Source organism: Streptomyces hilarionis, assembly GCF_024539675.1.
Classification (GTDB): Bacteria; Actinomycetota; Actinomycetes; order Streptomycetales; family Streptomycetaceae; genus Streptomyces; species Streptomyces hilarionis.
The window spans coordinates 1-13,827 of sequence record NZ_JAHHIT010000205.1 but is presented as its reverse complement, the minus strand read 5'-3'; the positions used below and the strand labels follow the sequence as shown (position 1 = coordinate 13,827).

Below are 13,827 nucleotides of genomic sequence, written 5' to 3'. Positions count from 1 at the left end.
CCCGAGTACGGCCCGCCGTCCCCCGCGCACCCCCTGCTCTCCCGGCTCGACCCGGCCCTCGGGCCCCGGCTGCTCGCGCTGGGCTGCGCGATGACGTGGGCGACGACCTGGCTGGACGACGCGAACACGGTCCTCGCGCCCCGGCTCGGGCTGCCCCCGCTGCCGGTCGTGGCCTGGCCGGACGACGACGATCCGCCGGCCGCCGGCGTCCACTGGAAGACGCGGCCCCTGGTGACCCTGGCCGCGGGCCGGCCCTTCGTCTGGCTCGACGACGAGATCACCGACGCGGACCGCGCCTGGGTGGCGGCCCATCACCCGGCCCGGGCGCTCCTGCACCGCGTCCACCCCGCCCACGCCCTGCGCGCCGCCGACCTCGCGGCGGTGGCGCGATGGATCGCGGCCGGGTGAGGGCGGCTCCTGAGCCGCGCGTCACGCCGGCGGCCGGGTGAGGACGACCGCGGAGCCGGACGTCACGCCCGCGACCCGGTGAGCCGGGCGGCCACGGCGTCGAGGACCCAGTCCAGGCCCGTCGCGAAGGACGCCTCGGCGTCCACGTCCGTGCCCTCGTGCACGGCCCTGGCCAGAGCCGGGAAGCGTCCGGTGGCCAGCATCCTCGTCACGTGCGGGCCGGAGGCGCGCTGCCAGTCGCGCTTGGACAGGCCCGTGGCGCGCTCGGCCCGCAGGTTCGCGATCTCGCGCCTGATCGCGCCGGTGCAATAGGCGCTGACCGTCTCCACGGCGCGCATGACGGTGTCGACGTCGGCGAGGCCGTCGAGTGCGGCCAGCGTGGTCTCGGTGACGGCGAGACCGTTCGGGCCCAGGCTCGGGCGGCCGCCGAGCAGGTCGGCCAGCCATTCGTGGCGCAGGACGGTCCGCCTGGTGCGGTGGGCGAGACCGCGCAGCGCCTCCCGCCAGTCCCCGGGCTCCTCCTGCGGCAGGATCTCGGCCTGGACCTCGTCCACCATGAGGTCGAAGAGCTCCTCCTTGGTGGAGATGTAGCCGTACAGCCGCATCGGGCCGGCGTTCAGCCGGGCCGCGACCTTGCGCAACGACACCGCTTCCAGCCCGCCCGCGTCGGCCAGCGCGACGGCGGCGGCGACGATCCGCTCCCGGTCGAGCGGTACGGGGCGAGTCGGCGGCTCCGGCCGGTCCCACACAGTCATGGGCACACCGTACTCTTGCGATACGCCGTACGGTGACAATACGGTGTATCGACATGAGACATCGCATCGCAGTGGTCGGCGGCGGTCCCGGCGGCCTCACCCTCGCCCGCGTCCTGCACCGCCACGGTCGTCCGGTCACCGTGCTCGAACGCGATCCCTCCCCCGCCGCCCGCCCGCCCGGCGGCACGCTGGACCTGCACGAAGGGCTGGGCCAACGCGCGCTGGAGGCGGCGGGACTGCTGGCGGAGTTCGAGGCGCTGGCGCGTCCCGAGGGGCAGGCCATGCGCATCCTGGACACCGCCGGGAACGTCCTGCGCGACTGGCGGCCCCGCCCGGACGAGCGGGCCAACCCCGAGATCGACCGGGGGCAGCTCCGCGACCTGCTGCTCGGCCCCGTCGACGTGCGATGGGGGCATGGCGTGACGCGCGTGACGCCGGGGGCCCGCGCGGGGGACGGTGCGTGCGTCCGCTTCGAGGACGGGCACGAGGAGACGTTCGACCTCGTCGTCGGCGCGGACGGCGCCCGCTCCCGGGTCCGCCCCGCGGTCTCGGCGGTGACGCCGCACTACACCGGCATCACCGTCGTCGAGACCTCCCTGGACGACGTCGACACCCGCCACCCCGGCCTCGCCCGGCTGATCGGCGACGGCTCCGTGGCCGCGTACGGCCCGAACCGCAGCCTCGTCGCGCAGCGCAACAGCGGTGGCCACGTCAAGGTGTACGCCCGGTTCCGCGCGCCGCTGGACTGGCACGCCCACCTGGACCTGACCGACGCCGAGGCCGTGCGGACGAGCCTGCTGGCGCTGTTCGACGGCTGGGCCGCCCCCCTCCTCGACCTCCTCCGCCACGGCGCCGTCTTCGCCCACCGCCCCCTCCACGTCCTGCCCGTGGGCCACACCTGGACCCACGTCCCCGCAGTGACGCTCCTGGGCGACGCCGCCCATCTGATGCCCCCGCTGGGAGTGGGCGCGAACCTCGCGATGCTGGAAGGCGCCGAACTCGCCGAGGCCATCGCCGCCGTCCCGGAATCCGGCCCGGGCGCGAGCGCCGGTCCCGAGGCCCTCGACGGCGTCGTGCGCGCCTTCGAGGAGCGGATGTGGGCGCGAGCCGGCAAGTGGGCCGCGATCACGACGGCCGGTCTGGAACGCCTGGTGAGCCCGGACCCCGCCGAGGCCCTCGCCCAGTTCGAAGAGGTCCAGCCTTCCTGACCCCCCTGGCGGGCGAGGGGGGGGGCAGGAGTGCGCGGCCGCCGCGCGTGCTCCTCCCGAGTGGTGTGGCGCACTTTTGCAAGCAGGTGCTTGCAAAAGTTAGCGCCGGGGGTGCAAGGTGGAGGCATGGCATCGCTCAACGTCGGCAATCTCGGCGAGTACCTGCGCGAACAGCGGCGCACCGCGCAACTGTCGCTGCGGCAGCTCGCCGACGCCGCCGGGGTGTCCAACCCGTATCTGAGCCAGATCGAGCGCGGGCTGCGCAAGCCGAGCGCGGAGGTGCTCCAGCAGGTCGCCAAGGCGCTGCGGATCTCCGCCGAGACGCTGTACGTGCGGGCCGGCATCCTCGACGCGGAGCGGGACCGGGACGAGGTGGAGACCCGCGCGGTCATCCTCGCCGACCCCACCCTCACCGAGGCGCAGAAACTGGCGCTGCTCCAGATCTACGAGTCCTTTCGCAAGGAGAACGGGACCGGGAGCGACGGCCGCGGCCACGGTGACGTGGACGGCGCGGACGCCCGGGCACGGCAGAGCGACGCCGGTCCGCAGCAGACGGCCGGTTGACCGGACCAGGGGACCGGCCGCACCGCTGCGGAACCGCACGACCCCCGGCCGAGGGCGACGGCACGCACTCGACGTGATCGAGGCGTTCGCCGTACTCGGCCCGCACCACGCGACACGACGCACACGACGCACACGACCTGTACGACGAACGTCATCCGGAGGACCTTCACCATGGCCATCACCGACGACCTGCGCAAGACCCTCAGCGACCCGACCCCGCTCTACTTCGCCGCGGGCACCGCCGACCTGGCCCTCCAGCAGGCGAAGAAGGTGCCCGGCCTGGTCGAGCAGCTGCGCTCCGAGGCCCCGGCCCGCTTCGAGGCCGTCCGCAACACCGACCCCAAGAGCGTGCAGGAGAAGGCCGGCGCCCGCGCCAAGGAGGCGACCGCCCGCGCCAAGGAGGCGCAGGAGTCGCTCCAGTCCAAGGTCACCGACTTCATCAGCAACCTCGACGGGGACATCAAGAAGCTCGGCAGCACCCTCGACGCCGACCTGAAGAAGCTCGGCGAGTCCGCCCAGGACTTCGCGCTGCGCGGTGTCGGCGTCGCCGCCGAGTACGCCGTCAAGGCCCGTGAGACCTACGAGAAGGTCGCCGAGCACGGCGAGCAGGCCGTGCGGACCTGGCGCGGCGAGGCGGCCGAGGAGATCGAGGAGCTGGCGATCGCGGTCGAGCCCGACGCCGCCCCGAAGACCGAGCCGAAGGCGGCGCCCTTCCAGGCCAAGGAGACCGCCGCGCCGAAGCCCGCTCCGGCCCCCGCCGTCACCGTGCCCGCCGCCGAGGCGAAGAAGCCCGCCGCCAAGAAGGCTCCGGTGCGCAAGCCCGTCGCGAAGAAGACCACGCCGCCCGCCAAGTGAGACCGGCGGCCGCGAAGGAATCGGCGCACAGCGACATACGGTCACGGGCCGGGCACTGACACGGTGCCCGGCCCGTTGTACGGGTAGGGCAAGGGTGGTTGCGGGTACCGTGACCGCGTAGGGACGACCAGGTCGAGTCGGGTCGAGACACGTCGAATCAGGTGGTGGGCGTTGTGCTGATGGCAGGCTTCGCGGGGCTGATGTGGCTGCTCTACCTCGCCATGCTGATCCTCGCCGTGGTGGCCCTGGTGATGGCGGCCGTGTTCCGTGACGACGCCTACCGGGCCGCCGACAAGCAGAACAAGGGCTTCTGGCTGATCATCCTCGGCATCGCGGTCGCGGTGAACCTGCTGGTGCCGATGCTGTTCCTGCAACTCGCGGGTCTCGTCGCCACGATCGTCTTCTTCGTGGACGTCCGCCCCGCCCTCAGGCAGGTCTCGGGCGGCGGCGGCTGGGGTCGCCGGCGCGGCGGAAGCAGCAGTGACGGCCCCTACGGCCCGTACAACGGCGGACGCTGACCCGGCCGGGCGGGCCCGGGCGGGCCTGGGCGGGTCCGGACGGCGCCCGAGCGCGGGCGCGGGCCGGGCGCGATGCCTCTCAGGGGGCTCGGTCCAGCAGGACGACCGCCACGTCGTCCGTCAGCTCGCCCCCGTTGAGCTCGCGCACCTCGTTCACCGCGGCCCGCAGCAGCGCCTCGCCGGTCAGCCCCTCGGCGAGCTGCCTGCGGATCATCTCCACCATGCCGTCCTGACCGAGCCGCTCCCGGCCCGCGCCGATCCGGCCCTCGATCAGGCCGTCGGTGTACATCATCAGGCTCCACTCGGCCCCCAGCTCGACCTGCGTCCGCGGCCAGCGCGCACCCGGCAGCAGCCCGAGGGCCGGACCGTTGTTGTCGTGGGGCAGCAGACGCGCGGGCCGGTCGGGCCGGGCGATCAGGGGCGCGGGATGACCGGCCAGGCACAGGCCCGCCCGGCGGCCGTCGGGCGCGATGTCCACCGTGCACAGCGTCGCGAAGATCTCGTCGTCGTCCCGTTCGTGCTCCAGCACCTGCTGCAACGTGTTCAGCAGCTGGTCGCCGCACAGGCCCGCCAGGGTCAGCGCCCGCCAGGCGATGCGCAGCTCCACGCCGAGCGCCGCCTCGTCCGGGCCGTGACCGCACACGTCGCCGATCATCGCGTGCACGGTGCCGTCCGGCGTGCGGACGGTGTCGTAGAAGTCGCCGCCGAGCAGCGCACGCGAGCGGCCGGGGCGGTAGCGGGCGGCGAAGCGCAGCAGGGAGCCCTCGAGGAGCGGCGTGGGCAGCAGGCCGCGTTCCAGCCGGGCGTTCTCCTGCGCGCGCAGCTTGCCCTCGGCGAGGCGTCGCTCGGCGGTGTCGGACCGCTTGCGCTCCACGGCGTAGCGGATCGCGCGGCTCAGCAGCCGCCCGTCCAGCTCGTCCTTGAAGAGGTAGTCCTGGGCGCCCACACGCACCGCCTCGGCTCCGCGCTGGGCGTCGCCGGACGCGGTGAGCGCGAGCACGGCGTGCCGGGGCGCGAGCCGCAGCACGTGCCGCAGCACGGCGAGCTCGTCGTCGTTCCCGGCCGCGGAGGAGGCGCGTCCCGGGGCGGGCAGCGCGAGGTCCAGCAGGATGCAGTGGACGTCGTCGGTGAGCAGCCGCTCGGCCTCGGTGAGGTTGCGGGCGGTGCGCACCCGCATCGGCCGGTCGTCCGCGTCGCGCAGGTCGCGGACGATCGGGGCGGCCGTCGGATCGTCCTCGATCAGGAGCAGGGTGAGAGTGGTGTGGGCGGGGCCCACGCCGGCCGAGGCCGCGTCGCCACCGCTCGCACCGGTCGCGTTCGTACCGGCCGTGTTCGTAGCGGCCGTGTTCGCGCCGGTCGTGCTCACGCCTGCGGGGCTCACGCCTGTGGGACTCACGGCATGGTGGACGCCGTCGGCGGGCGCGGCGTTGCGCGTGGGGTCGTTCTCGGCCGGCGTCGCCTCGTTGCGACCGGCGTCTTCGGTGCGGACGGTTTCTTCCTTGGAGGGACCGCCGACTGCGGGCGCGGCAGGCGCCTGACCACTCTCCACGGCCGGGATCGCTCTCTGCCGCGGTACGGGTACGGGCATCGTCTTGGGTTCCTTCCCTCCCCCCGAGGGCTGGCGGGGGCGAGGGACCTCGACCCACCGACGGGGACCATAGCGGCAGAAGGCGTCGCAACGGAATGGTGTGAAGCACGCTGCTTGATCTCTGGCCACTGTCATATGCCGCGTTCCGTACCGCAGTTGGGCACGGCGGGAACCGGACAGGGATGACGAACGTCACGTCTCGCCCGGGTTTGGGGGCCGGGGAGGGGTGTCACGCGTCACGTGGCCCAGGTCATGCGCCGCCTACGGCCCCCTGCGCCCGGGTCGCCGGGCCCGTGTCGACGGCCGGGCCCGGGTGTCGGACCGGAGCCCTTCGGCCAAGCCGCCCCGGCCGGTGCACCGGCCGGGCGCCCGGCTCACGCGTCCGGTCGGACGACCCCGAGTATCGGCATCGAGCCCGCCCCGGCGAGCGTGACCGTACGGCCCGGGCGCGGGGCGTGGACGATCGAGCCGTCGCCCACGTACATCGCCACATGGCTGGCGTCGCTGAAGTAGATGATCAGGTCGCCGGGGCGCATGTCCTCGACGGGGACGTGCGGCAACTGCTTCCACTGTTCCTGCGAGGTGCGCGGCATCGGCCGGCCCGCGCTCTTCCAGGCCTCGGAGGTCAGGCCGGAGCAGTCGAAGCTGTCCGGTCCCTCGGCGCCCCACACGTACGGCTTGCCGATCTGCGCGGTGGCGAACTGCACGGCCGCCTTGCCCTGCGCGGACGCCGCGCCGTCGATCTCCTTGAGGATGCCGGTGTCGAGCCAGGCGGTCTGCGCCTTCTGCGCGGCCTGCCGCTCCAACTCCTCGAGGCGCGCCTTCTCCTTCTTCTCCAGCCGGGACTGGAGCTTCTCGGCCTGCGCGATCTGCTTCTCGATCTTCTTCTGGGCCGCGGCCTTCACCTTGCGGCCCGCCTCCAGCTTCGCCCACTGCGCGGAGGCGTCCTTCGCGTACTGCTCCAGGTCCTGCTGGGTGCGGGCGAGTTGGCCGATCAGGCCCTTGGTCGCGCGCTGTCCCTGGCGTACCCGGCCCGCGCCGTCGAGGAACTGCGAGGGATCGTCGCTCAGCATCAGCTGCGCCTCGTCCGGGAGGCCGCCGGTGCGGTACTGGGCACGGGCCGCGGCGCCCGCGCGGTTCTTGAGCTCGGTCAGCTTCTCCTGGCCCGCGACGATCTTCTTGGCCAGCTCGACGATCTCCGCCGACTGCTTCCGGGCCGCCTCCTCCGCCGCGTTGTACGCGTCGGTGGCGACGGCGGCGTCGTGGTAGAGCGTCTCGAGCTGGGCGCGGACGGCTTCCAGGTTCTTGTCGGCGGTCGCCGTCGACGGGAGGGCGGGGGCGCCGCCGCCTGCCGGGGGCGTGGCCGTCGCCCTGGGCGTGGGCTCCGGGCTCGCGAAGGCGGCGCCGGGGGCTCCCAGCACGGTGACCGCGCAGACCACGGCCACGGCCACCGAGAGCAGACCGCGCTTGCCCGTTCCCATACCCCGTCCCCCAACCACTGATTAACCGTCAGTAACTTACGGTGCTCGGGGGATCGTGCCATGTCACAGCCGAAAACGACAGAGGCGGCGGCGACGGAACGTCGGAGCCCCGATCCGCTGAGCGTCGGATCGACGGATCCGTGGACCGACGGTCCGGCGGACCTCGGACCGCCCGGCCGACTCCGTTCTTCCCCTCCTCGCCGCCCCGGTGGGACGATCTCCCGGTCTGTGTGACGAACGACTCACGGAGATCGTTCCCGGCGGCCCCGAACCCGCTCAGCTCGCGGGCGCCAACGCACTCCACCGCACGGTGACTTCGCCCTGGCGCCAGCGCGCCGGACCGTCCGTCACCGGCCAGTCGGCCGTCAGGTCCCGTACCGCACGGATCCACCGCTGACGGGCGCCGTACGACGCGTAGGGGGCCGCCGCCGCCCAGGCGCGGTCGAAGTCGCGCAGGAACGCGTGCACCGGCTCACCCGGGACGTTGCGGTGGATGAGCGCCTTGGGCAGCCGTTCGGCCAGGTCCGAGGGCCGCTCCAGGGAGCCGAGCCGCGTCGCGAAAGTGACCGTGCGGGGCCCTTCGGGGCCGAGCGCCACCCACACGTGCCGGCGCCCGATCTCGTCGCAGGTCCCCTCGACCAGCAGGCCCCCGCGGGAGCCGGCGGCCGGATCGGCCGGCGCGAGCCGGGCGCACAGCCGCTCCCAGACGGCGGCGACCTCGCCCTCGTCGTACTGGCGCAGCACGTTGGCGGCGCGTACGAGGTGCGGCCGCCGGGCGACCGGGATCTCGAACCCGCCGTGCCGGAAGACCAGTCCCTCCCGCTCGTACGGCGCGGCGGCCGCGACCCGGGCGGGCTCGATCTCCACGCCGACGACCCGCGCGCGGGGCGCGACCGAACGCAGCCGGTGCAGCAGTTCGACGGCCGTCCACGGCGCGGCCCCGTACCCGAGGTCGACGGCGACGGGCTCGGCGGCGCGTCGCAGCTCGGCGCCGTGCGTCGCGGCGATCCAGCGGTCCATGCGGCGCAGCCGGTTGGGGTTCGTCGTCCCGCGCGTGACCGTGCCCACGGGGCGGACGGAGGCGCGGGATGTCATACCCAAGAGGGTAGTGCGGCGCCGTCGCCGGCCCGTCCGGCGCGGGAGGAGGGCCCACGCACACCGGCCTCGAACGGTTGAGCGACAGAGGGTAACGGCTGGGCAAAAACCGCCCGTTTCCCCGGCCTGCCGGAATGGGAATCGCTCCCTCCGGCGTTGCACCCCCCTGGAGGGCGAGCCACACCCTCCTTCCGGCATGCCCGCAGCAAGGAGGAACGCTCCGTGAGCCAGTACGCCAACAGGCTCGGGCGTCGCTCCACGGCGGCTCCCTCGCGGCTCAGGCTCCACCGCCGCCCCCGTCGCGTCGCGATGCTCTCCGTGCACACCTCTCCGCTCCACCAGCCCGGCACCGGTGACGCCGGCGGCATGAACGTCTACATCGTCGAACTCGCGCAGCGCCTCGCCGCGATCGACATCGAGGTCGAGATCTTCACGCGCGCGACCACCGGCGGTCTCCCGCCGAAGGTCGAGCTGGCCCCCGGCGTCCTCGTCCGGCACATCGACGCGGGCCCCTACGAGGGCCTCGCCAAGGAGGACCTCCCGGCCCAGCTGTGCGCCTTCACGCACGGCGTGATGCAGGCCTGGGCCGGCCACCGCCCCGGCTACTACGACCTCGTGCACTCGCACTACTGGCTCTCCGGGCACGTCGGCTGGCTGGCCGCCCAGCGCTGGGGCGCCCCCCTGGTGCACGCCATGCACACCATGGCGAAGGTCAAGAACGCCAACCTCGCCGACGGCGACACCCCCGAGCCCGCCGCCCGCGTCATCGGCGAGACCCAGATCGTCGTCGCGGCGGACCGCCTCATCGCGAACACGGCGGAGGAGGCCGACGAACTCGTACGGCACTACCACGCCGAGCCCGGGAAGGTCGCCGTCGTGCACCCCGGCGTCAACCTCGACCGCTTCCGCCCCGCCGACGGCCGCGCCGCCGCCCGCGCCCGCCTCGACCTGCCCCAGGACGCCCTGATCCCGCTCTTCGCCGGCCGCATCCAGCCCCTGAAGGCGCCCGACATCCTCCTGCGCGCGGTGGCCGTCCTGCTCGACGAGCGCCCCGAGCTCCGCTCCCGCATCGTCGTCCCCGTGGTCGGCGGGCCCAGCGGCAGCGGCCTCAGCAAGCCCGAGGGGCTTCAGAAGCTCGCCGCGCGGCTCGGCATCGCGGACGTCGTGCGGTTCCGGCCGCCCGTCGGCCAGGACCAGCTCGCGGACTGGTTCCGGGCGGCGTCGCTGCTGGTCGTCCCCTCCTACAGCGAGTCCTTCGGCCTGGTCGCCATAGAGGCGCAGGCCGCCGGAACCCCGGTGCTCGCCGCCGCCGTCGGCGGGCTCCCGGTGGCCGTCCGGCACGGCGAGACGGGCTTCCTGGTGCAGGGCCACGACCCGGCCGGCTACGCGCGCGTGCTCGCGCGGTTCGCCGACGGCCCCGACCTGCCCGCCCGCATGGGCGCGGCGGCCGCCGCACACGCCCAGTCCTTCGGCTGGGACACCGCGGCCGCCGCCACGGCCGACGTCTACGCGGCCGCGGCCCAGTCCCACCGCCGTCGCGTACGCTCCGAGCATGGGTGACGTGGACATGGACGACATGGACGACGTGGACAGGGGCGACGTGGGCAAGAGCGCCGCGCGGGCGATCGAGTCCTTCCTGCGGGACGCCGAACTGGAGTGGGAGAGCACCGGACCCGGCGCCTACGTGGCCCAGCTGCCCGGCACCCGCAAACTCAAGACGACCGTCTCCCTCATCGTCGGCCGCCACTCCCTCTCCCTCAACGCCTTCGTCATCCGCCACCCCGACGAGAACGAGCCCGGCGTCCACCGCTGGCTCCTGGAGCGCAACCTCAAGCTGTACGGCGTCGGCTACGCCGTCGACCAGCTCGGCGACGTCTACGTGACCGCCCGCCTCCCGCTCGCCGCGGTCACCGCCGACGAGGTGGACCGCCTCATGGGCCAGGTCCTGGAGGCCGCCGACGGCGCGTTCAACACCCTGCTGGAGCTGGGCTTCGCGAGCGCCATCCGCCGCGAGTACGAGTGGCGCGTCTCCCGCGGCGAACCCACCCGCAACCTGGACGCCTTCGCCCACCTGACGCAACGGCCCTCCGCCCCTTCCGGCCCGGCGGGCTCCCCGGGGCCCGCCGACCCGACCGGCTGACCGGCTGACCGGCGTCGCCGGCCTTCACGCGCCGACGGGGCCGCCCCGACGCCCGTACCGTCCCGGCGTCACCCCCACCAACTTGCGGAAGTGCCGGGTCAGATGGGCCTGGTCGTAGAAGCCGGAGGCCGCCGCGACCTCGCCCGGCGGCAGCCCGTCGAGCAGGAGCCGGCGGGCGAGGTCGACCCGGCGGGCGGTCAGGTACTGGTGCGGCGCGATGCCGTACGCCGAGCTGAACGCCCGTACCAGGTGGGCCGGATGGGCCTGGACCAGACCCGCCGCCTCGTCCAGCGCGAGACCCGTGACGACACGTTCGTCGAGGAGGTCGCGCAGCCGCCGCGCGAGGGCGGGGTCGGGACGCGTCAGGCTCGGGGACGACCGGCGCGGCCGCAGGTGCGCCCGCAGCCGCTCGCCGATCAGCGTCAGCCGGCTGTCGGCCTCCAGCTCGTCGCCGGACCGGGCGAGCGCGGAGTGCAACTGGCCCACCCGCCGCCGCAGCACGGGATCACGCAGGTCGGGCGCGTCGACGGCCGCCCCGACGAGGTCCTCGCCGAGCACCCCGGCGTCGAGGTAGAGCACCCGCTTGCGGAACCCCTGCGGCGTCGCGGGCGAGCCGTTGTGCGGCACGTGCGGCGGCAGCAGCGAGACCGTGTCGTGCGGAGTCCCGTGCTCGTGCCGGTCCAGGTCGTAGCGCACCGCGCCGTCGTCGACGATGAGCAGCGTCCACGCCTCGTGGACGTGCATCGGGTAGGCGTACCCGGTGAAGCGGGCGTGGAAGACCTCCACGACGCCCGGTACGCGGGGACGCCAGGCACGGACGTCGGCCGTGGGCCGAGCGGCCGGTTCGGGTGCGGCCAGGTCCTGGGCGGCCATGCAAAGAACGTACAAGACCGGGGCCGGAGACGACCGGCAGTCTCGTCGTATGGACAGCGCGAACGCCACGAACACGACGAACAAGATGCACACGACGAACACGACGAACACGACGAGCGCGATGGGCGCGATGGGCGCGATGGGCGCGACGGGCACGACGGGCACGACGGGCGCGACGAGCACGACGGCGGCCGTGCAGGCCACGGACACCGCGAATCCCACGACCCCTGCGAAGGGTGTGGCGGCTGCGGCGGCTGCGGGGGGTGTGGCGGGTGTGGCAGGGGTGGCGGCCGAGGCGGCGGGGAACGCCGAGCCGATCCGCTTCGACACGAAGATCGCCGTGCTGCTGCGCGAGGACCTGGAGACCTGGCAGCGGTTGAACGTCACCGCGTTCCTGGTCAGCGGGCTCGGCACGGAGCTCCCCGAGGTGATCGGGGAGCCGTACGAGGACGCGGACGGCGTCCCGTGTCTGCCGATGTTCCGTCAGCCGGTGCTGGTCTTCGAGGGCACGAAGGAGACGTTGAAGGCCGCCCACGCGCGCGTGCTGTCCCGCTCCCTCCCGCGCGCGGTGTTCACGAGCGACCTCTTCGCCACCGGCAACGACCGCGACAACCGCGCGGCCGTCCGCGCCGTGCCGACGGCCGAGCTGGACGTCGTCGGACTGGCGCTGTACGGCCCGAAGAACGCGGTGGACAAGGTGCTCAAGGGGGCGAGGATGCACCCGTGACGCCCATGACGTCCGTGGCGTGTGCGACCCCCGTGACGCCCGGCGGCCCGCCCCGCCCGGCGGCCCGCCCCGCCCGGCGGCCCGCCCCGCCCGATGGGCCGGACGGGCCGGACGGGCCGGACGGGTCCTGCTCAGGCGGCGCCGACCTCCGGCTTCACGGCGTCGGACTCCGGTATCGCGGCGCCGACCTCCGGCATCGCGGGGACGGACGTCGCCTTCGCCGGGGCGGCCGTCGGCGTGGCCGCGGGCGCGGGCGCCGGGGTGGGCGTCTCGTCCGGGAGCCGGCGCATCAGCACCCCGTAGCCGACGCCCGCCGCCGTCCCGACCACCGCGCACATCCCCCAGAGCCATTCCGCGCCGAACCGGTCGATGACCAGGCCGGACATCACCGGGGCGACCAGGGAGGCCACGGCCCACGAGAGCGTGTACGTGCCCTGGTAGCGGCCGCGGCCGTGGACGGGGGAGAGGCGGACGACGAGCCCGGTCTGGGTGGGCGCGTTGACGATCTCGGCGAGGGTCCACACGCAGACGGTCAGCGCGAACACGCCGACCGACCCGGCGAAGGCGGTCAGCCCGAACCCGTACCCGGCGAGCACCGAGGAGATCACCAGCAGCCGCCGGGCGTCCCGGTGCTCGATGAACCGCGTGACCGGGATCTGCAACGCGACGATGAGGACGCCGTTGACCGCGATGGCCATGCCGTAGTCGGCTGCGCTGAACCCGGCCGCGCCCATCGCGACCGGCAGCCCGACGGCCCCCTGCTGGAAGACGAGCGCGACGAGGAAGGACAGTCCGACGACGCTCATGAAGCGTCCGTCACGCAGGACGGTCCCCAGCCCGACGGCGTCACCCTCGCGGACGCTCTTCTCCGACTGCACCGGCCGCGACTCGGGCAGCTTGAGGAAGACGACGACCGCGCACACCAGCGTCATCCCGGCTTCCAGGAGGAACCCGGCCCGGTAACTGACCTCGGCGATGAACCCGGCAGCCGTGGAGGAGACCGCGAACCCGAGGTTGATGGCCCAGTAGTTGAGCGAGAAGGCGCGGACCCGGTCCTCGGGCCGCACGATGTCGGCCATCATCGCCTGCACGGCCGGACGGGAGGCGTTGGAGGCCATGCCGACGAGGAAGGCGACGCCGGCGATGGCGACGGGATCCTCCATGAAGCCGAGCAGCGCCACGGAGGCGGCGGTCGAGGTCTGCGCGACGAGCAGCGTGGGCCGCCGCCCGAGCCGGTCCGCCATGACCCCGCCGCCCAGCGACGAGACGACCCCGCCCAGCCCGTGCAGCGAGGCGACGAGCCCTGCGTAGGAGGCGGAGTAACCGCGGTCCAGGGTGAGGTACAGCGCCATGAAGGTGGCGACGAAGGCGCCGAGCCGGTTGACGAGGGTGCTGGTCCACAGCCACCAGAACTCCCGGGGCAGCCCGGACAACGTCTCGCGGGCAGCGCGTCTCAGCACGGCGACAGGCATGGCGGATCCCCCGGGGATGTAAGCGGCGCAGGCGGCTCACAGAACTTACGAGGGAAGCGGAATCACCGGCCACTCATTTAACAGATCCAATCAATCGAAGCGCCCCACTCCACCTCCCACGCCATCCCTGCACCCCTCCCCAC

Annotated in this window: 14 protein-coding genes; 8 read left to right on the top strand and 6 right to left on the bottom strand. The window is 73.8% G+C overall.

Annotated features, from left to right (window positions below; translation table 11 throughout):
* Window positions 1-408: hypothetical protein (locus KMS84_RS34575; RefSeq protein WP_256920486.1), on the top strand; the 408-nt coding region annotated here is incomplete at its 5' end.
* Between the two features lie 62 nt (window positions 409-470).
* On the opposite strand, the gene KMS84_RS34570 is transcribed toward KMS84_RS34575, so the two are convergent.
* Window positions 471-1,163 carry a TetR/AcrR family transcriptional regulator gene (locus KMS84_RS34570; RefSeq protein WP_256920485.1) on the bottom strand — a complete coding sequence of 231 codons (693 nt, stop codon included), beginning with the start codon at window positions 1,161-1,163 and terminating at the stop codon, window positions 471-473.
* A gap of 53 nt (window positions 1,164-1,216) precedes the next feature.
* Here KMS84_RS34570 and KMS84_RS34565 point away from each other — a divergent pair, with 53 nt between their 5' ends.
* From KMS84_RS34565 to KMS84_RS34550, 4 genes are all read left to right on the top strand, one after another.
* Window positions 1,217-2,371: an FAD-dependent oxidoreductase gene (locus tag KMS84_RS34565; RefSeq protein ID WP_256920484.1), complete on the top strand. Its 1,155-nt coding sequence runs from the start codon at window positions 1,217-1,219 to the stop codon at window positions 2,369-2,371.
* 126 nt (window positions 2,372-2,497) lie between these two features.
* Window positions 2,498-2,935, top strand: a complete 438-nt coding sequence (locus tag KMS84_RS34560; RefSeq protein ID WP_256920483.1) for a helix-turn-helix domain-containing protein — start codon at window positions 2,498-2,500, stop codon at window positions 2,933-2,935.
* 171 nt (window positions 2,936-3,106) lie between these two features.
* Window positions 3,107-3,790 carry a hypothetical protein gene (locus tag KMS84_RS34555; RefSeq protein WP_256920482.1) on the top strand — a complete coding sequence of 228 codons (684 nt, stop codon included), beginning with the start codon at window positions 3,107-3,109 and terminating at the stop codon, window positions 3,788-3,790.
* Between the two features lie 179 nt (window positions 3,791-3,969).
* The gene (locus KMS84_RS34550; RefSeq protein WP_285894327.1) at window positions 3,970-4,308 is read left to right on the top strand and encodes a DUF2516 family protein; all 339 of its coding nucleotides are present in this window, start codon (window positions 3,970-3,972) and stop codon (window positions 4,306-4,308) included.
* A gap of 79 nt (window positions 4,309-4,387) precedes the next feature.
* Here the strand turns inward: KMS84_RS34550 and KMS84_RS34545 are convergent, their stop codons facing one another.
* The 3 genes from KMS84_RS34545 to KMS84_RS34535 form a co-directional block, all read right to left on the bottom strand.
* Window positions 4,388-5,896, bottom strand: coding sequence for a SpoIIE family protein phosphatase (locus tag KMS84_RS34545; RefSeq protein ID WP_256920481.1), 1,509 nt, complete (start codon window positions 5,894-5,896; stop codon window positions 4,388-4,390).
* A 374-nt stretch (window positions 5,897-6,270) separates the two neighbouring features.
* Window positions 6,271-7,377, bottom strand: a complete 1,107-nt coding sequence (locus KMS84_RS34540; RefSeq protein ID WP_256920480.1) for a C40 family peptidase — start codon at window positions 7,375-7,377, stop codon at window positions 6,271-6,273.
* Window positions 7,378-7,653: 276 nt separating this feature from the next.
* On the bottom strand, window positions 7,654-8,472 hold the full coding sequence (locus tag KMS84_RS34535; protein ID WP_256920479.1) for a class I SAM-dependent methyltransferase: 819 nt from the start codon (window positions 8,470-8,472) through the stop codon (window positions 7,654-7,656).
* A gap of 222 nt (window positions 8,473-8,694) precedes the next feature.
* Between KMS84_RS34535 and mshA the strand changes: the two genes are divergently transcribed.
* Complete coding sequence (mshA, locus tag KMS84_RS34530; RefSeq protein ID WP_256920478.1) at window positions 8,695-10,032, top strand: D-inositol-3-phosphate glycosyltransferase; 1,338 nt, start codon at window positions 8,695-8,697, stop codon at window positions 10,030-10,032.
* A 16-nt stretch (window positions 10,033-10,048) separates the two neighbouring features.
* Window positions 10,049-10,612 carry a type III secretion system chaperone family protein gene (locus tag KMS84_RS34525; RefSeq protein ID WP_438819019.1) on the top strand — a complete coding sequence of 188 codons (564 nt, stop codon included), beginning with the start codon at window positions 10,049-10,051 and terminating at the stop codon, window positions 10,610-10,612.
* A gap of 24 nt (window positions 10,613-10,636) precedes the next feature.
* Here KMS84_RS34525 and KMS84_RS34520 read toward each other — a convergent pair whose 3' ends face one another.
* Window positions 10,637-11,485: a helix-turn-helix transcriptional regulator gene (locus KMS84_RS34520; RefSeq protein ID WP_256920476.1), complete on the bottom strand. Its 849-nt coding sequence runs from the start codon at window positions 11,483-11,485 to the stop codon at window positions 10,637-10,639.
* Between the two features lie 283 nt (window positions 11,486-11,768).
* On the opposite strand from KMS84_RS34520, the gene KMS84_RS34515 reads away from it, so the two are divergent.
* The gene (locus KMS84_RS34515) at window positions 11,769-12,212 is read left to right on the top strand and encodes a DUF2000 family protein (RefSeq protein WP_256920487.1); all 444 of its coding nucleotides are present in this window, start codon (window positions 11,769-11,771) and stop codon (window positions 12,210-12,212) included.
* 131 nt (window positions 12,213-12,343) lie between these two features.
* Here the strand turns inward: KMS84_RS34515 and KMS84_RS34510 are convergent, their stop codons facing one another.
* Window positions 12,344-13,684 carry an MDR family MFS transporter gene (locus KMS84_RS34510; protein ID WP_256920475.1) on the bottom strand — a complete coding sequence of 447 codons (1,341 nt, stop codon included), beginning with the start codon at window positions 13,682-13,684 and terminating at the stop codon, window positions 12,344-12,346.
* Window positions 13,685-13,827: the final 143 nt, after the last annotated feature.